Origin of the sequence: Lentilactobacillus kosonis (genome assembly GCF_003864335.1) — a bacterium.
In the GTDB taxonomy this organism is placed as follows: domain Bacteria; phylum Bacillota; class Bacilli; order Lactobacillales; family Lactobacillaceae; genus Lentilactobacillus; species Lentilactobacillus kosonis.
The window spans coordinates 274,634-292,199 of the sequence record NZ_BEXA01000003.1 but is presented as its reverse complement, the minus strand read 5'-3'; the positions used below and the strand labels follow the sequence as shown (position 1 = coordinate 292,199).

The 17,566-nt window shown below is 37.6% G+C and carries 19 protein-coding genes and 1 pseudogene; 12 read left to right on the top strand and 8 right to left on the bottom strand.

Features of this window, described 5'->3' with window-relative positions:
- Positions 1–57 precede the first annotated feature (57 nt).
- Entirely contained in the window at positions 58–489 is a 432-nt protein-coding gene (locus NBRC111893_RS06860; protein WP_125008485.1) for a hypothetical protein, read from the bottom strand.
- A gap of 106 nt (positions 490–595) precedes the next feature.
- Here NBRC111893_RS06860 and NBRC111893_RS06855 point away from each other — a divergent pair, with 106 nt between their 5' ends.
- Positions 596–1,123, top strand: coding sequence for a ribonuclease H family protein (locus NBRC111893_RS06855; RefSeq protein ID WP_225417637.1), 528 nt, complete (start codon positions 596–598; stop codon positions 1,121–1,123).
- A gap of 1 nt (position 1,124) precedes the next feature.
- A complete protein-coding gene (locus NBRC111893_RS11335) occupies positions 1,125–1,349 on the top strand; it encodes a ribonuclease H family protein (protein WP_225417635.1) in 225 nt (74 codons plus the stop codon).
- Positions 1,350–1,461: 112 nt separating this feature from the next.
- Here NBRC111893_RS11335 and NBRC111893_RS06850 read toward each other — a convergent pair whose 3' ends face one another.
- Positions 1,462–2,025: a DUF2179 domain-containing protein gene (locus NBRC111893_RS06850; RefSeq protein ID WP_125008484.1), complete on the bottom strand. Its 564-nt coding sequence runs from the start codon at positions 2,023–2,025 to the stop codon at positions 1,462–1,464.
- 120 nt (positions 2,026–2,145) lie between these two features.
- On the opposite strand from NBRC111893_RS06850, the gene NBRC111893_RS06845 reads away from it, so the two are divergent.
- Both NBRC111893_RS06845 and pgmB read left to right on the top strand, forming a co-directional pair.
- Positions 2,146–2,589 (top strand): VOC family protein, encoded by a 444-nt coding sequence (locus NBRC111893_RS06845; RefSeq protein ID WP_125008483.1) that lies wholly within the window; start codon positions 2,146–2,148, stop codon positions 2,587–2,589.
- A 124-nt stretch (positions 2,590–2,713) separates the two neighbouring features.
- The gene (gene pgmB, locus NBRC111893_RS06840) at positions 2,714–3,385 is read left to right on the top strand and encodes a beta-phosphoglucomutase (protein WP_125008482.1); all 672 of its coding nucleotides are present in this window, start codon (positions 2,714–2,716) and stop codon (positions 3,383–3,385) included.
- Here pgmB and NBRC111893_RS06835 read toward each other — a convergent pair.
- Positions 3,370–3,732, bottom strand: a complete 363-nt coding sequence (locus NBRC111893_RS06835) for a DUF488 domain-containing protein (protein WP_125008481.1) — start codon at positions 3,730–3,732, stop codon at positions 3,370–3,372. The genes pgmB and NBRC111893_RS06835 overlap by 16 nt on opposite strands.
- A 37-nt stretch (positions 3,733–3,769) precedes the next feature.
- Between NBRC111893_RS06835 and NBRC111893_RS06830 the strand changes: the two genes are divergently transcribed.
- The gene (locus NBRC111893_RS06830; protein ID WP_191984832.1) at positions 3,770–4,363 is read left to right on the top strand and encodes a DNA-3-methyladenine glycosylase; all 594 of its coding nucleotides are present in this window, start codon (positions 3,770–3,772) and stop codon (positions 4,361–4,363) included.
- Positions 4,364–4,388: 25 nt separating this feature from the next.
- Here NBRC111893_RS06830 and NBRC111893_RS06825 read toward each other — a convergent pair.
- The 3 genes and pseudogenes from NBRC111893_RS06825 to NBRC111893_RS10825 all read right to left on the bottom strand — a co-directional run bounded on the left by NBRC111893_RS06825 (position 4,389) and on the right by NBRC111893_RS10825 (position 6,102).
- Positions 4,389–4,890, bottom strand: a pseudogene (locus tag NBRC111893_RS06825) (phosphatidylglycerophosphatase A family protein).
- Positions 4,891–5,033: 143 nt separating this feature from the next.
- Entirely contained in the window at positions 5,034–5,828 is a 795-nt protein-coding gene (gene map / locus NBRC111893_RS06820) for a type I methionyl aminopeptidase (protein ID WP_125008480.1), read from the bottom strand.
- Between the two features lie 103 nt (positions 5,829–5,931).
- On the bottom strand, positions 5,932–6,102 hold the full coding sequence (locus tag NBRC111893_RS10825; RefSeq protein WP_191984831.1) for a hypothetical protein: 171 nt from the start codon (positions 6,100–6,102) through the stop codon (positions 5,932–5,934).
- A gap of 286 nt (positions 6,103–6,388) precedes the next feature.
- On the opposite strand from NBRC111893_RS10825, the gene NBRC111893_RS06815 reads away from it, so the two are divergent.
- From NBRC111893_RS06815 to NBRC111893_RS06805, 3 genes are all read left to right on the top strand, one after another.
- Positions 6,389–8,089 (top strand): phosphoenolpyruvate carboxykinase, encoded by a 1,701-nt coding sequence (locus tag NBRC111893_RS06815; RefSeq protein ID WP_125008479.1) that lies wholly within the window; start codon positions 6,389–6,391, stop codon positions 8,087–8,089.
- Positions 8,090–8,233: 144 nt separating this feature from the next.
- A complete protein-coding gene (locus tag NBRC111893_RS06810; RefSeq protein WP_125008478.1) occupies positions 8,234–8,560 on the top strand; it encodes a hypothetical protein in 327 nt (108 codons plus the stop codon).
- A complete protein-coding gene (locus NBRC111893_RS06805; RefSeq protein WP_125008477.1) occupies positions 8,530–9,138 on the top strand; it encodes a matrixin family metalloprotease in 609 nt (202 codons plus the stop codon). The genes NBRC111893_RS06810 and NBRC111893_RS06805 overlap by 31 nt, the downstream gene beginning before the upstream one ends.
- A gap of 51 nt (positions 9,139–9,189) precedes the next feature.
- Here NBRC111893_RS06805 and NBRC111893_RS06800 read toward each other — a convergent pair whose 3' ends face one another.
- Complete coding sequence (locus NBRC111893_RS06800) at positions 9,190–12,282, bottom strand: YfhO family protein (protein ID WP_125008476.1); 3,093 nt, start codon at positions 12,280–12,282, stop codon at positions 9,190–9,192.
- Positions 12,283–12,457: 175 nt separating this feature from the next.
- A complete protein-coding gene (locus NBRC111893_RS06795; protein WP_191984830.1) occupies positions 12,458–14,389 on the bottom strand; it encodes a M13 family metallopeptidase in 1,932 nt (643 codons plus the stop codon).
- 133 nt (positions 14,390–14,522) lie between these two features.
- Between NBRC111893_RS06795 and NBRC111893_RS06790 the strand changes: the two genes are divergently transcribed.
- The 4 genes from NBRC111893_RS06790 to NBRC111893_RS06775 all read left to right on the top strand — a co-directional run bounded on the left by NBRC111893_RS06790 (position 14,523) and on the right by NBRC111893_RS06775 (position 17,549).
- Positions 14,523–15,020 carry an acyl-CoA thioester hydrolase gene (locus tag NBRC111893_RS06790; RefSeq protein ID WP_125008474.1) on the top strand — a complete coding sequence of 166 codons (498 nt, stop codon included), beginning with the start codon at positions 14,523–14,525 and terminating at the stop codon, positions 15,018–15,020.
- A 76-nt stretch (positions 15,021–15,096) separates the two neighbouring features.
- On the top strand, positions 15,097–15,522 hold the full coding sequence (locus NBRC111893_RS06785) for a universal stress protein (protein WP_125008473.1): 426 nt from the start codon (positions 15,097–15,099) through the stop codon (positions 15,520–15,522).
- A 162-nt stretch (positions 15,523–15,684) separates the two neighbouring features.
- Positions 15,685–16,785, top strand: coding sequence for a YibE/F family protein (locus NBRC111893_RS06780; RefSeq protein WP_125008472.1), 1,101 nt, complete (start codon positions 15,685–15,687; stop codon positions 16,783–16,785).
- The gene (locus NBRC111893_RS06775; protein ID WP_125008471.1) at positions 16,785–17,549 is read left to right on the top strand and encodes a YibE/F family protein; all 765 of its coding nucleotides are present in this window, start codon (positions 16,785–16,787) and stop codon (positions 17,547–17,549) included. Before NBRC111893_RS06780 ends, NBRC111893_RS06775 begins: the two co-directional genes overlap by 1 nt.
- Positions 17,550–17,566 lie beyond the last annotated feature (17 nt).

Below are 17,566 nucleotides of genomic sequence, written 5' to 3'. Positions count from 1 at the left end.
TTTAGTAATAAAAAAACCACGATGAGCAGGTAAACTCCTGTCATCGTGGTAAATTAACTACTTTTTATTGGCATTAGTAGCTAACGTCTTGTTCTTTTTAGACCTACTTCTTAAAATATCTTTTAACTGCAAGATATCGTCTTCGTGCTTAATCTTCCATTGCTTATACGAAGAACTTGAATCTGTATCACCAGGCTTAAGACCTGTATCGAGCCAGAAAAGTGCTTCGGTTAAACTAGAAAAGTTATGCATCCAGAGTGTCTGTCCGTTTTCTGAGTCAAATGCAACGTATGAACGGGCATGTCTGGCCAAAAAAGTGTGCTTGCGAATCTTAAAAGCTTCACGTTTTCTGGTCAAGCGATAATCAGGTAGTATATACTTACCTTGACGTTTTAATTGTGGGAATCGCTCGTTGATCTGGTCTGAGCGATCCTTAAGTAGTGCCTTAGCTTCTTCAACACTAATAAGTGTTGCGTTTAATTGGGTCATTGCGATTGCCCCCTTTGCTAATATTTTCGCATAGATTTATCTAATTGAAAAGAATAATGAAAAAATATAAATAATTGTTAATAAATTGAAATCTAATATAGATAATTTGGAGGTAAGAATTATTAAATTTTATGCTGTTAAGCAGGGACGAAATCCCGGGATTTATAAAACCTGGCCGGAAGCCCAAAAACAAATTTCAAAATTTCCAGGAGCAATTTTCAAAAGCTTTCCAACTAAAGCCGAAGCAGAAGATTTTATTAATGGTAAGAGCGGTTTTGGTAATTTAACCGAGTCAGCACCAAAAACAGATGAAATTATCGTATATACAGATGGGGGTTCGCGGAATCACGGTAACGTGGCTGGAGGGCATGTGAAGCAAAGTGATCCTGCCGCTTGGGCATTTTTGATTATTAAGGATGGTCAAAAGATTCCAGGTACAGGTGGTGAGTTTGGAGCTACTAATAACCGAATGGAAATCATGGGTCTTCGCAACGCCCTTCAGTATTTACTTGATAATAACTTAAATCATGAGCGCGTCCATATTATCGCTGATTCAAAGTACGTTATTGATGCCATTACCAAGGGTTGGTTGGCTGGTTGGCGGAAACGGGGGATATCAAAGAAGTCAGGGTGAATTGAAAAACCGAGAGTTATGGCAAGATATTGATCATTTACTACCTAAGTTTACTGATATTGTTTATTCATGGACAAAAGGACATGCCGACAATAGTGGAAATGTTTTCGTTGATGAATTATTGAATCAAACCATGGATGAGATGGTAGCAGGTAAGCAACCGAAAAAAAGTGTAGCTGCAGAACAATTAATAGTTCCCGAAAAAAGCATCTTGGCGAAAATATGAAGCAGTCAAGTGCCGCCGAAAAATTACAAGGTAATCGGGACGATAACCCTAAAATAAAAGCCTCGGTTGATGCAATTAAGGAAAATTTGCGTCAACTGGGACTATTTGATGATTAGTGATTGCCGTTAGCTTTATGATATCTGCGATCAACTTCTTTACTCCAAAAGCCACCTGAGAGTTGAACTGGTTCTTGAACCATGATGAAAGCATCCGGTGAGATTTCTCTGATTTGTTCCATTAAGCGTCGGTCAGCCTTTCTGGGAGCTAAGATGCTTAAAACCAATCGGGGTCCAAAACGACCTTCAGCGTGAGAGACGGTTACGCCGTATCCTAAATCCCGAAGCATTTCTGGCAGGTCTTCATTCTTATTATGAATGGGATTTTCAGGATCAATTTGAACTGTGACTTCAAAGTTAACGTAACCTAAGGCAATCCGGTCTTCAATCACGATACCAATGTAAATTCCGACCCCAAACCCAATGGCATAAGCTGCGATATTTAAAGGACTATCGATATGCTGGAGGGCGATTGCCAAGGCCATAACGTAGATGGATTCTTCGACCACAGCAACTAATGGTGCTAGGAATCGATGACCCTTGACCACTAACATGGTTCTGAAAGTATTAATGGCAATATAGAGAGCGTTTAAAATAAAAATTGTGATAGCTAATTGCAAAATAATTTCCTCCTTTAAAACTTTATGATGACGCCGTTTGATTCACCTAAAATTGACGACCTCTTGGTTTTAGGGTATTCTTATGGCTGTACTAAAACAAATGTAAGGGCTGTTGAGTGAATGAATCAAGAATTAATCCCATATCTTACATTCGAGGACACTAAAGCTGCCCTTGAATATTATAAGCATGTGTTTGGCGCTACCGATATTTTTCGGGAATCACCAACCGCTAAGCAAGCAGCCGAAATGGCATTTAATGATGATGTTGATCTTGAAAATATGACAATGAGTGGACATTTTAAAATCTTGGACAAGGAAATCTGGTGTGCTGACAGTTTTCTTGGTAAACCAGTAGTTTCTTCCTTGATTTCGTTGATGTTCAAAGTTAACTTGGACGATTCGGACGCAGTTGCTGAAATGGAGAATCTCTATAAACGAGCAGTTGATTCTGAAGAGGTTAAGGTAATCGTTACATTTGAAAAAAAGTCCAGTGGTAATCGTTATGGACAATTTGTTGATAAGTACGGAATTACTTGGATTTTTAATGCTGTACGTAACGACTAAATTTTAGTTTAATAGGCCAGTCAAAACAAATGTTTTGACTGGCCTATTTTTTAAATCTTGAAATTAATAAGATTGTTGGGTAATGGTGTATCATAAAGACAAAAGTGCTTAGGGGGATACTAGCATGCATAAATTTAAAAATATTCGAGGCTGGTGTTTTGATTTACATGGTGTAATTACTGATTCATGGATGTACCATGCAATGGCTTGGCAAGAAACCGCTGAATTACTTGGGGTCAATTGGACAGCTGATATTCAAGAGCAGCTTAAGGGTCGTGATCGAATTGACTCATTAGAATATATTTTGCAGGCTGGAGGAATTCAACATAAGTACACGGCTGAGGAAAAGCAGGCAATTGCTGAACGTAAGAACAAGCGCTACTTAAAATATCTACAAAAAATGAATCCGGATGATGTGCTTCCAGGAATTAGGAAACTATTAGCAGACTTAAATGCTAACGGATATAAAATGATTATTGCTTCGGCATCACAAAATGCGCCGCTGGAGATTGAAAAATTGGGTTTAACAAATTATTTTAAGCAAATCGTTGATGTAACCAAATTGGCTCATAATAAACCAGCACCAGATGTTTTTTTAAAGGCAGCCGAGATGTTGAACTTAACGGTGGATGAATGTGTCGGAATCGATGATGGTGCCATAGGAATTCAATCAATTAACGCGGCCAAGATGGTATCAATTGGTGTGGGTGATAAGCAGATTCTGCATGAAGCAGATATTATTGTTCCAACAACTAATGACTTAACGATTCAAAATATTCGTCAGGCGTTTAATTGATTTTCAACAAAGCGTTTTAAGACTACAGCCTGATTATGTTCAACGTCTTTGGCTCCGTATAAAAATATTACATTTTGATTTTTAAGATGTTCCGAAACTAGTGAAATAAAATCACTGGTTTTTTCATTTTCTGTTAGCTCGGTTATGTAGCGATCGCTGAATTTGGCAAATTTTTCTGGATCATGATTGAACCAAGTTCGCAGTTCTTTTGATGGCGCAATTTCTTTGGCCCAATCGTCTAACTTAGCAGTAATCTTAGAAATTCCCCGAGGCCACAATCGGTCAACGAGAACTCGATAACCAGGAGTTGGTTGATGTTCGTAGATACGTTCAATTTTTATTTCCATAGATTTTACCTCCATTTTGGCAGAAAGGAATAACATTATGAGTATTCATAACTTTTATGATAGTGATACAACCGATCAAATTGCCCAACAAATGTTAGGAATGCTTTTGACATATGAATCTCCAATTGGGATGGTTGGTGGAAGAATTGTAGAAACCGAAGCATATATGGGTGAGCTTGATTCTGCAGCTCATGCATTTCAAGGTCGGCGTACGTCATCGAATGAACCGTTGTACGGGCCAGCAGGAACGGTTTATATATATTCGATCCATGGTCGCTATTTATTGGATGTTGCCACTCAGGAACGAGATGTTCCTCAGGGGATATTGATTAGGGCGATTCAGCCAACAATCGGTCAAGAAATTATGTACCGTAACCGCCCTAAATTTGGGGTTGAGCTAACGAATGGTCCTGGTAAGTTAATGAGCGCTTTAGGAATTGCTGACAAAACCATGAATTTTGAAATTATTGGTGACGGTAAGTTGAACATTGAGGTTAATAACCGATTAATGCCTAGGCAAATTAGTTCATCAGGCAGAATTGGTGTATCTGATGGCGAATGGACAGATAAGCCATTGAGATATTATGTTCGCCATAATCCTTTTGTATCTGGAATAAAAAATCAGCAGTAAATATTGCTGATTTTGGTTGGCGTTATTAGTTGTGTTCGTGAGCGGTTTTAGCTGAAACCGCGCTGACGATGGCCCCGACAATATCATCGATAAAAGTATTCGAAATGTCGTCTTTACCTTCATCTAAAGCTTTGATCTTACCGGTTTTATCACGGTCGATATATCCATAGTTAGTGACCCCAATGGTTCCGTAAATATTGGCAATGTTGAGGGCAATTCCTTCGTCAACCCCGAAAACGCCGGAGTCATTCATGACGATGCTTTCGAGAGGCTCTTTCAGGAGGCCTTGGGATGCTAATCGATCTAATTCCAAACCAACCATTGCATTATTGAGAACTTCACGTTTATGCATCACGTTTGATTGTATTTTTCATCATTTCTTCCTTTGTGAGATTATCAAAGAACACGGACTGTAAGTCATAGGCCATATCAGCAATATCTTCTAGAGAAATGCCTTTCTCTTTAAGCCCGTTAATAACAAAATTATAGGCTGATGTGTCTGGAAATTTAAAGTTTTTGTTGTTCATAATTGATTCCCCCTAGGATTATTATGTAAGTGGCCGTCCTCCATGAGGCGACCATGGTAACCGTTAAACTAATGTTAATGCCTAATGCTTTGATTTGCAAAAAACGGACACGAATTATATTCGTGTCCGTTTAATTGTTAGTACTAAAGTTGATATTTCTTATCAATATCTAATCCTTGGGATGTTAAAATCTTAGGACCATCTTTAGTAATGGCAATTGTATGTTCATATTGAGATGATGGCGTTCCATCAGCAGATACATAGTATGTCCAATCATCTTTTTCATCAAGTCGATCTTTGATTTCCCATGTGCCAGTGTTAACCATTGGTTCAATAGTAATAGTCATACCTTCTTTAAGTCGAAGCCCGTGACCTTCTTTACCATAAGCAGGAACGTTTGGTTCTTCATGCATGGTTGGTTGGATTCCATGACCAATTAAGTCACGAACGTCACCGAAACCATTTTCATCTTCCACATAGGTTTGGATTGCCGCACCAATATCACCCAGCCGGTTACCAATAACTGCCTTATCAATGCCCTTATACAAAGACTTTTGAGTGACATCCATTAACTTTTTAACTTCGTCGCTAACGTCACCAACGGCATAAGACCAGCAAGAGTCACTTTCAAAACCATCAAGGTTAACTGTTAAATCAACTTTAACAATGTCACCGCTCTTTAATTTAAGTCCCTTACGAGGAATCCCGTGAGCAACTTCATCATTGATTGAAATACACGTAGCGTATTTGTATCCTTCAAATCCTAATTCAGAAGGGGTAGCACCGTGATCAGCAATATACTTTCTGGCGAAGTCTTCAATTTCCCAAGTATCAAGACCGGGTTTGATCATTTCGCGAACACCTTTGTGCACGCCGGCAAGTACTGCGCCTGATGCGGCCATTTTTTCAATTTCTCGTGGTGATTTTAATGTAATCAATTAATATACTTCCTTTTTCATCTTTATTAAAATTAAATTCTGAAGTAACTAAATTATCGCAACTAAGCATATTTGATAATTAAAATATGTCAAGTAAAGGTATCTAATTTACTTCATTGATAATTCCCTTTTGCAAGGCTTCTAGGATCAACTTAACTTCCGACATTTTTGAGTCAACCAGATACTGCATTGGTTCATTATTATTTTGCTTCGCGTCATCTAACTGTTCATTTAAGAATGTTAATTGACTATGGAGATATTCACTTAGTTTCACGTCGATCACCTCACATCTTACTTGTATCATTATAGCTTAAACTATAAATTTTTACATTAGATTAGAATGGTTTTTAGGTAGTACTGGTTAGTGTAACTATTAAATGCTAATTTGATGGGCTAGATATCCTTAAGCATCGAGCTAACTAAGCCATACAAATTTTCTTGTTGGGGGGGAAATTATTCGTAAAGAATAAACAAAAAAATGAAAATTTGCTTAAAAAAAACCTCAAAATAGTCTACAATGTTAATAATTCAAATTTATGTCAGAGGGAGATTTTAAATCTATGGTACAAGAAAAAATTGATACAGCGCCGTTATACATCAACTCAGACCGTGGGGTTGCAGTGTTGAATTACAGTAGCAAATACATTAAAGACGTGTTTCAGTTAGCTAATAGTCAAGAATTAGCTAATGTAATCAAGGTTTATTTGGCAGACGCTAGCTTCCAAAAGACCCCTTCAGCGCTAAATGATGCTTCAGTTGAAGAGTATGTTGATGTGATTAAGGATATTTTAATGAATCGCATGGATGAACTTAAGTTCGAATCAGAAGACATCTTGAATAGTATTGAAGATTTGTACACATACTATCGATCACTCCTTCGAATTGCGACAATTAACAAACACGAAAATGACATTGTGGCAACGACATTCATGAACGTTGATAACCGCTTTAATGAATTAGTTTTGAACTTATACCGAGGTGTTGAGGAACGGCTTCAAGGTCATAGTAATCATATGTATCGCCAAGTTAACGCCGGAACTAATGCATGTATTATTACCCAATCAGTGAAATGGGATGTCCCAGCAAAATATGCTTCATTAGCAAGCATTCGATTCATTGATACATTGATGGTGCGTCCACCAATGATGGTCCATACTAAGAGTAATAAGCGGGAAGGGGTTTTCTCAGAGACTAAACAAAACCCCATTGAAAACTTCAAAGGTGGCCGTGATAGCTGGTACTGTTATCCAGCGTGGGTTGGTGAGAGCTTAGCCTATATTTACTTTGACCGAGACTATTTTGCCAATGGATTGGCATTGGGAAATCTATTTGAATTAGCTAATGAAGCAGATGTTAAAGATCGTAAGCCTGACATTATCTTACTATTTGGTAGTGAAGGATCTGCTTCAGATACTGATGATAACTGTCATTATTTCTTGGATGAAGAAAATGATATTTACGTTGGTCAAGTTCCATATAATGATAAAACTACTTATTTTGGTTACATGAAGAAAATGGTTTTAACCTTACACAACTTAAGCATGATCAGTAAGCATAAGTTACCAATTCATGGATCAATGGTTAAAATTACCTTCTCAAATGGTAAGACTAAGTCAGTTGTCTTCTTTGGCGATAGTGGCGCCGGTAAGTCTGAATCAATTGAAGCTCTTCAAGAAATCGCTGATGACAAGATTGAAAATATTGAAACAATCTTTGATGATATGGGAAGTTTTACATTAACTGGGGATGATCAAGCCATCTATGCTCAAGGAACTGAAACTGGGGCCTTTGTTCGATTAGATGATTTAAGTTCTGAAGTTGCCTTTAGCAACATGGATCGTGGAATTTATATGAATCCTGAACTTTCAAATGCTCGTTGTATTATTCCAGCAAACACATATCAAAATATTATTCAACATCACCATGTTGATATGTGGTTATATGCTAACAACTATGATAAGGAAATTGGAGTTCATCAATTTGAAGATGAGCAAGAAGCCAAGTCAGTCTTTGTTGCTGGAAAGCGAAAAGCATTAGGGACTACCGATGAAGTGGGCATGAGCACAACATTCTTTGCAAACCCATTTGGTCCAGTTCAAAAGCAAGCTGAAACTCAAGAAATTATCGATGAGGTGTTCCCTGCATTATTTAAGAAGGGCACATTTATTGGTGAAATTTATACGCATCTTGGTTACGACAAGAAAAAATCAAGTTTAAATGAGTCCGCACAAGAATTATTAAATATTTTAATGAACAGCTAATTAGTATTTGAATCCTGAAACGGAGAGCCATCTTCGCTTCAGGTTTTTTGCTTAAAGTAAATTATAAGTATTTAGCAAATTACTTGATATCTCGGCGAATGACTTGTACCATAAAGCTAAATTTGAAACCTATGGGGGAGACTAATGTTTAAAAAATTACACGTTAACCGCATTTTAGTTGCTGGAATTATTGGGGTATTTGGTATTGTGCCAATGGTTGGTGTCACTGCTTCAGCCTCAAGTACGACAAGCGTTACCCCAACTAAATCATTATTAAACAAAAGTAATAAGTATTATCGTGATCATCGTAAAGCAATTGTTAAAAAATATCGATTGGATCTTGCTTCACAGACGGCGTTAACTTCAAAAAAGACGGCAAGTGTCTATGTTAAGACCAGTAATAAGTATCTCAAACAAAGTTTGAATTTAGCGATGAACTATTGGAATCAAAGTTGGGCCGGAAAGCATTGACGTACGGAACTAAGAGCAACCATACGTTAACTTTTTCTGTGTCAAAGCAAAAGGCTACGCTAGCTGATGAAAGTGACGCTTGGTGGTCACCAAGCGATAAAAAAATGCAAGTTCGTTATTCTTTTTATGTAGCGGCTCCCAAAACATTAGCTAATGAAATTATGGGGAATAGTATGGCTAAACTAGTTAGTCAGGCTAATACCAATATTGACAATTATGCTGCTACATTGGATCATAGTGATCCTGATTATACTCAAAAATTCAATGCTTATCGTCAACAACAAGTTACGGGAGTTCAATCCCAATTAACGGCTGAGAAGAATGATATTACTACTAGTAAATTAGGATATAAAGCTAGAACTTTAGATTATGCTAGTACATTGGCGCATGAATTTGGTCATGCGTTAGGTTTAAATCATTCACCAAATAAAAATGATGCCATGTATTATGCTAGTTCAACTCCTCAAATCTTCGACTATGATAAATTAAAGGCAAATACCAATGGTTTTAACCCATTGACCTATACAGATGTTACAAGAGCTCAATTGGCGCTAAGGATGTTTAGCGCTCTTAAATAAAAGCAAAAAAGGTGTCCAACTTCTAATTAAAGAAGTCGGACACTTTTTTTGCTAGCTTTGAATTTCATTCTTAGGTTTGTAGATGAATCTAATAATCGTGAAACCAACTAGCCAAATAATACCTACAATTGAAAGTAACTGGCCAATTTTTAGCCCAGGGGTGACATAGTTTATGATAATTTGATGTCTTCCCTTGGGGATTGTTGCACCAATAAAGCCTTGATTGACCAGGTGAGTTGGGGTTTTCTTGCCATCGATCTTTAATTGCCAACCGCTGCTGTAAGGAATGGAAGTAGTCAGGATAGCTTTTTGGTTTGAATTATTAGTTAGTCCAGTAATTCTATCGTTTTTAACACTTAATTGTTGCAATCCCTGTTGCTGTAATTTGGTAATGTGTTGTTGATATTTGTTCGTGTTGAATGGGACAGCAACTAGCTTAACCTTCTTAAGGTGGAGAGCATTAACCTCAGTAAATCTGATAACTACTCCTCCCCGTGATTTGGCGGAATATCCTAAATTTAATACGATATTCTGGCGTTTTGAATAATCCGACAGATTACTTGTAGGCAGTTGCCGGTAGAAGTTAAAGCTGCTTTTGGTTTGTGCTGACAGTGTATATGCTCCTAAGTCAGGATATCGAATGGCATTTCTAAATTGATCAAGCTTTTGTAGCCGGGACACGGGTTGGCCACTTATCGTTGCGCGGTTGGTTAGCTTGTTGAGCTGATCATGAATTGTATCAGGAGTGATATTAACGCCGTTTATGACCAGATATAGTTCGCAATTTTTGAATTGTTGCGGTTGATCAATTTTTAATTGATATGATAATTGGCGTCCCTGAGCATCGCTAGTCATTAGATGTAAACCGGACTGATTATGGTATTGATTCAGATCAATTATCCGGTTGTTTTGCTGGATGATGGATTGTAGCCTCTTACTACGAGGGTGGACATTGTTGGCTTTAGCAGCCTGTATTAGGTTAGCTCGTGTCATCTTTTTAGTGGCCATCTGACGCTCATTTGCATTAGGCGAGTGCTTGAGACGATAACGCACGGTCTTAGAAGCGCTGTTGATAATGTGTTGGGTATAAAGTTTAGTTGAATATTTGACGTTTTTAATTGTGATTGAAGGTTTGATATTCTTAATGCCTGTGACCGGACGATTAACTTGTACTCCTTGAAGTAAGGATTGCTCCTTTTGAATGGGGTCCAATCGATCATATGATGTTTTAGAAATTGTTTGTTCCTGAAGGTAGGCTAGTGGAAGTGCAAAATTGGATTTTAGAATCACCGTGCCAGAATCGTTTGATAAACCATGAACAACCCGGTTATGGAATTCAAGTGGTTTGCCCTGATGATTTTTCATTAGGCTAAATCCATAGGGGAGTGACTGGGGATGGTTTAAAATATCGGTTTTGGCAAACAAATATTTAACTCCCAGTAGATTGAGCAGAGTAGTACGGTTATCTCCTTGACCAACTGGGCCATTGGCAACTGATTGAGCATTTCCAAGTGCTTGGTTAAATTGATAAAGATGACCATTTTGAATTGAATAATAGGAGTTTAGATCATGAGTGCCTAAGAATCCGGGAATGTTATTTCCGGCTGTTGGATGAGGATAGTAGTTTCGAGCAGTTGTAGTACGATAAAAACTATTATCAGTTTTTACTGATTTTTCAGCGCCGTCATAGTAGTTATGTAACCATTTAGTGGCTGCGCCAGTAGCGACCTCACCAGTGGTATTGACACTATTATTCGGGCTTAACCATCCTTGACCGCCGTTAATAAGACTTATTAAGATTATACCGGTGGTAGCAGTGACCAACTTTGTTGGCGTAAGGCTAGTAGCTTTAGCAGTTACTAGAATAAGCAAAAGTAATAGTAGACAACCATAATTGAGTAAGTCATTAGCAGGTAACTTTAATGTGAATCCCCTAGTTATCCAGACGATAATAATAAGACCAACGGTGGAACAAATTAGCCATAACAGATCATGATTAGTTAGTTCAGCTATCTGATCAATAAAAATCATAGTAGCAAGTGATAAAGGCAAAACAGCTAGTAGTAACCAGCGATTGGATGGTGTTGATAGAGCGTTGAAGATTGCACTTACTTGAGGAAGTAACATGCCAATTCCAATGGCACTTAAGACAGTAGCCAAATATTTATAAGTTTTGAAGTGAACTAAAATATAAATTATCGCTAAGAAGACAATGCCACTTACGTTAACTACTAACCAAAAACTTTTGACGGTCGTAGTCGTAATTAATTGATTAGGGATACTAAGGTAATAGCTTAAGGGATATAGAAGCAAGCCATTAGCAAACTGACCTTCATGCATGGATCTGGACGATTGAAAGACAGAAACTAATGTTGGGACCAAGACTACTCCTGAGAGGAGCAATCCAGATATGAATGCTTGACCAGTTCGATAGATGATTAACCAGTCAAACCGCTGGCGATTAGACTCGGCTTTTAATTGAATGCTTCGAGTGATTAAGTAAATTAGGGCTCCTATTGATAAAATATAAGCGAAGTAAAAATTACTAATTAAGGCCAGACCGATGGAAATAGCAAATGGAATCCAGTTACGTTGTTTAAGCATAATTTCAATACCTGTTGCTAACAGTGGAAAAATAATCATGGGTAGTAAGAAAAATGGGTGATGCATCGAAACGTAGAAATTATAACCGGAGAATGTGTAAACTAGGGTTCCAATTAATTTACTATGGTTACTAAAAGAGAAACGATTGGCCCAAGTAAGAAATGCTAATCCAACACAGAATAGCCGTAATAATACTAATAGTTGAAAACCAAGTTCTAGTTTGGAAGCCGGAAATAATGCAATCAGATAGCTAAACGGATCACCGACGACATAATAAGCAAAAGTGGTTAGTTGATCACCACCAGCTCCAAGATTCCAAGACCAGCCGGCCAATGATTGATGAACAGTTCCTTGAAGAATACCTTGAAATTGAGCAAGAATTGGAAAGTGTTGGGCAATTCCGTCAATATTCCAAATTAATGACTTGCCAGATAACCATGGTAATGAGTACGTTAATCCGCAAATAACTAAAAAAATTAACGTATAAAACAGATAAATTAAAGATTTATGGTTTGATGTTACGCTAGTTGGCTTTTTCATTTTGCTCCCCCTATATCACCTCCAATTGTTATGCGAAAACAATGATAATACAAGGCAATTAACCAATCTTTAACGAACAATCCTAAATTGTAATCAAAAATCAGGTAGCTAATCTCAACCATAACGAATGGATTAACTACCTGATTTTATTTAATTAGTTATTTCAATTTAATTTTTACCAAATTTTTACCCGCTCATTTGTGGGAAGATACATTTTATCGCCTTCAGCAACATTAAATGCAGTGTAAAAGTCATCGATATTCTTAACCTGGACATTTGCCCGTAACTCATTAGGAGCATGGACATCAATGTTAAGCAAGAGTTGCATGTATTCTTTAGTAGACTTCATACGCCAAATGCGCGCCCAATTGATGAAGAAAGCTTTTAGGTCATAATCGCCTTCATTTTTGGCGGCTTCATTTGCACAACTTAGGCCACCAGCGTCAGCAATATTTTCTGACACAGTTAACTTACCATTTACCTTGGAGCCAGCAAATGGGATACCATCGAATTCAGCAATCATCTTATCTGCTAGTTTATTAAAAGATTCTCGGTCTTCATCTGTCCACCAGTTATTTAGATTACCCAATTCGTCGAATTGTGAGCCATTGTTATCAAAGGCATGCGAGATTTCGTGAGCAATCACGGCCCCAATTCCACCATAATTTTCACTAGCTGACTGTTCTAAGCTATAGAATGGAGCTTGCAAAATTGCTGCTGGGAAGACAATGATATTTTTAGATGGATCGTAATAGGCGTTAACAGTGTTAGCACTCATATCCCAGCGAGTTCGGTCAACTGGCTTGCCTAATTCAGCATAACGAGCTTCTTTAGTGATTCGGATGAACTGATTTACATTTGCGAATAATGTGCCGCCTTCACCTTGAGGAATAACTTTATATTCATATTCAAGTGGATCAATTTTGTCAGGATAACCAACATGTAATTCAAGCTTACTGAGCTTTAGGACAGCTTTTTCACTAGTAGCTTTACTTAACCAAGTGTTGTTCTCTAAACGTTGTTGATAAACTTGAATCATACTACGGACCATTTGTTCAACATCTGCTTTAGCTTTGGGGCCAAAGTATTTGTGAGCATAATAATCACCCACGGTCTGACCAAAAACACCAGATGCTAAGTAAAAAGCAGATTTCTTTTGAGAAGAAGCAGTTTTTTTACCCGAAAGGGCTCGGCTATAAGTTGATCCGGTTTGACGAAACTCTTCTGATAGGTAGCTAGTCGCAGATGTTAAAAATTTAACTAACATCCAATTTTTCAAATCACTGAAGGTATCAGGATTGACAAGCTTGTCAAAGGCTTCGAAATACTTTGGATCAGTAACGATAATTTGTTCGGGAGCTTCACCAAATAAATCGTCAGCATATGATTTAAAGTTGATGTGCTCACTGTACTTAGCGAAGTCACTAAATTTCATTGGATTGTACATCTTGGTATAATCAGCAGATTCCTCAGCAGACTTAACATTAGGGGCAATTGCCGCATCAAATTTCTTAGCGGATTCAATGATCTCGTCGGCTTCACTGCCACTATAATCAGTTAATACTAATAATGAAGTTACCATGCTGGTGAAAGCTGGCATTAGTTGTTCATAAGCGGGATTGTTATTTTCATAGTAAGTTCTGTCGGGCAAGAACAAGCCAGGAGTGCCAGCGTACAAAGCATTGATTTTAGTATTCTTCATATCCGCATCCACTGAAAAGTTAAAAGGTAATGGTAAGCCACTAAGGTTCCATTCCTTTAATTGATTAGTCAACTCTGATAGGTCTCTCAGATTTTCAATCTTATTGAGGAGTGGTTTGATGGGATCAGCGCCATCTTTGTCACGTTGATCGAAGTTTTGTGCAAGTTGATATAATTTTGCAAATTCTTGGAATGGCTTATTGAAAGTTGATAAGTCAGTTTCAGGGAGCTTATCAAAATCGGCCATTAAAGTTTTTTCGATATTGTCATTTAAGTCCATAAAGCCACCAGTAGATGCGTGGTCGTCAGGAATCGTGGCATCCTTTAACCAGTTACCATTAACGGCTTGATAAAGATCATCCTTGAATAAGGACTCGTCAATTACTTCTTTTGGGGTGTTAACCATTTTGATTCCTCCTAAATATAACGTTAGAAACAAGTATAGTTCATTGAAAACTGATAGCAAAGCTTTTAACATTCATTTCGCTAAATTCTCAGGTATTATATAAAGTATATTCCAATCAGTTGGGGGTTAAAATATGAAGCGAATTTATTGTAAGGATACAAGAACGGTTTATGAAGGTTACGTTTTCCCAAGTAATCTTAACAATAATGATATTCAATTTGGCGGTCGCACATTAGAAATTTTAGACGCTAATGCTGGCATTTCGGTGGTTAAATTTCTGCCAGGCGTACCGTTTGTGACGGCATCATATGATCGAGTTCACTTTATTAAACCAATCAGTGAGCAGAAAATTTATAAGTGTGTGTCTTATGTTACAGGGGCCATCCCTAAAGCGGTTGAGGTGTTTACTAAATTTGTTACTCAAGATAAGGTAACTGCAGCCAAGCAGGTGGCGTTCACGGCATTTTGTAGTTTGGTAATTACTGATAAGACGGTTACCGAAGTTCCTCAAGTTATTCCGGAAAGTGCAGAAGAAAAGTACCTTTGCCAAGATTATGAGTTGCGATTGGCAGAAAGAATTAATGAGTTTAAGCAGAATAAGCAGTTGGTTGCCAAGTTAGATTACGAGTAAAAAGAAGTTGTTTTGTTATCAGCGTTAGATGCTTAATGATAAAATAAAAGTTAAATAATTGCTTGGAGGGATTAGTATGTATGATAGAATTTTAGTTCCACTTGATGGTAGTGAAAACGCTAATGCAGCGTTACGAGAAGCCGTAAAATTAGCTAAGAAGCTAGGATCAATCTTAGAGATCGTATCGGTTGCGACTGACCAACGATATGTTCAATATGGGGTCACGTTGGGACAAGACGTCATGGAATCCTTTCAAAAACGAGCAGAAGAAATCCTCGCTAAGGCCAAGCAGCTGGCATCTGATGAAGGAGTTGAGTCAGAAACCCACTTCGTAATTGGAGTGCCTAAGCAAGCGATTTCAAAGGAATTACCCCAACGATTTAACACTCAGCTAACCGTAGTTGGTAAATCTGGAGTAAATGGAATTTCGAGATCTTTATTAGGATCAACAACTGAGTATGTTGTTCGCCATTCAGTTACCCATGTATTAGTGATTGAATAAGTTACGAAATTGACCTTGCTGGTGTTGATTTGCAGGGCCTTTTTTATTGCGTAAAATTTAAAATGACTGTTGAGATTTTATTAATAGTAGTTGGAAAATAAAATTAGTTAAGATACATAATGATACAATATCAATAAAATGAACCTGAAAAGAAGACGTGATATGCGGTTAATTAAGAAGATTAAATGGGCACAAATTATGGCGATTATCATGGTTTGTGTCGGGGTAGTGATAGCGGTTAATCATAATGATCAGTTTTATTCTGAACCGATTATGCAGATAACAGTGGTCAAAAATCTGAGCGGAACTAAAGTAACTGATGAATTTCAAAATCAGGATTATGAACACCAGCAAAAAATTTCCGGGGTAATCACTAATGGTCGACATGTCGGAGAACATTTAACGATTGGCAATGAATACTCCGATTCTGGAGCGATGGACCAGAAATTACATAAAGGGCAGAAAGTATTTTTGACGATTCATGATCACAAAAAATTACAGGCGACTGTTAAGGATGTTAAACGGGATACCCCGATTGCGTTTTTGATTACCTTGGCAGTTTGTTTGTTGTTTGTTTTTTTGAAGTGGCAAGGGATTACAGTTATATCAAGTATTATTATTAATACAATTTTATTTATTACAGCAATTCAATTAAATGGTCATGTTCGAGGAGCTAACGTAATTCTGATTTTTAGTATTCTTGCAATGATTTTTTGTACATTAACATTGATATTAGTGGTTGGTTGGAATCAACGAATGTGGGTATCATTAGCTGCTGTGGTTGGGGCTACCGTTGTGACGATTATATTATTAATGGCAGTATTTGGAATCACGCACGAACGAGGTGTTTATTATGAGTCAATGCAGTATGTGACTCAGCTACCGCGACCACTATTTGTAGCTGAAGTCTTAATTGGCGTTTTGGGGGCTGTGATGGATGAGTCGGTTGATATTGTGGCCGCACTTGCAACGTTAAAAAATGAGCAGCCAACGCTATCAAAACGTCAAATTTTTAATTCTGGCCGTCAAATTGGTCGGTCAATCATGGGACCGTTAATTAATGTACTTTTCTTTGTGTTTATGGCTGAAACACTCCCGATGACACTAATTTATTTAAGAAATGGTAACTCGTGGAGCTACTCATTTTCAATGAACATGTCGTTAGGAATGCTTTCGAGTCTAGTTAGTGCAATTGGAATTGTATTAACGGTCATCTTTGCTAGTTTTCTATCCAGTTTGTGGCTGAAAGCAGGTGGGCGCTAATGGGAACCATTACATTACTATTTATTATCTTATTAGGTTTAATGCTATTTGTTGGTGGCAGTAACGGGATGGGGGCGTTCTTAAGTTTAGTCGTTAACTTCGGCATTATATTCTTTACGATTGTTCTAATAGCCTTTCAATTTCCACCTATTATCGTGACAGTGACGGCTAGCATTGTGGTCTTAGCGATTACTATTTACTGGAGCAACGCAAGTGATAATGCCACTAATTCAGCATTTCTCGGGGCGCTAATTATTCTTGTCATTTTGGTTTTGGCAATTGTACCAATTGAATATTGGGCCAAAGTAGGTGGCTTCGGATTGGAAGATAGTGAAGAGCTTGAAGGATTGTCGGTTTTAATCGGAATTAATTTTACTAAGATCGCGATTTGTACAGCAATTTTGACTTCATTAGGGGCAATTGCGGAGGCAGCGATCGCAATCGCTTCTGGATTAGATGAAATATTAACTGTTCACACGAAAATCACCAGTGCATGGTTATTTCAGGACGGAATTGAGATTGGTAAGGAGATTATTGGTACAGCTGTGAATACATTATTTTTTGGATTTTTCGGTAGTTCGCTAGCTTTGTTTATTTGGTTAAATGGCTTAGGCTATAGCTTTGGCTCCATTATCAATGATAAGGTATTTGCAAACGAGTTGATTGCGATTGTGTTGTCGTTAATAGGAGTGGTGCTCACAATTCCTATTACTACGTGGATTATGACAGTTAAACGTAGTCAGGCTGAATCAAGCCATAAATAAAAAAACTAGGTAAACCC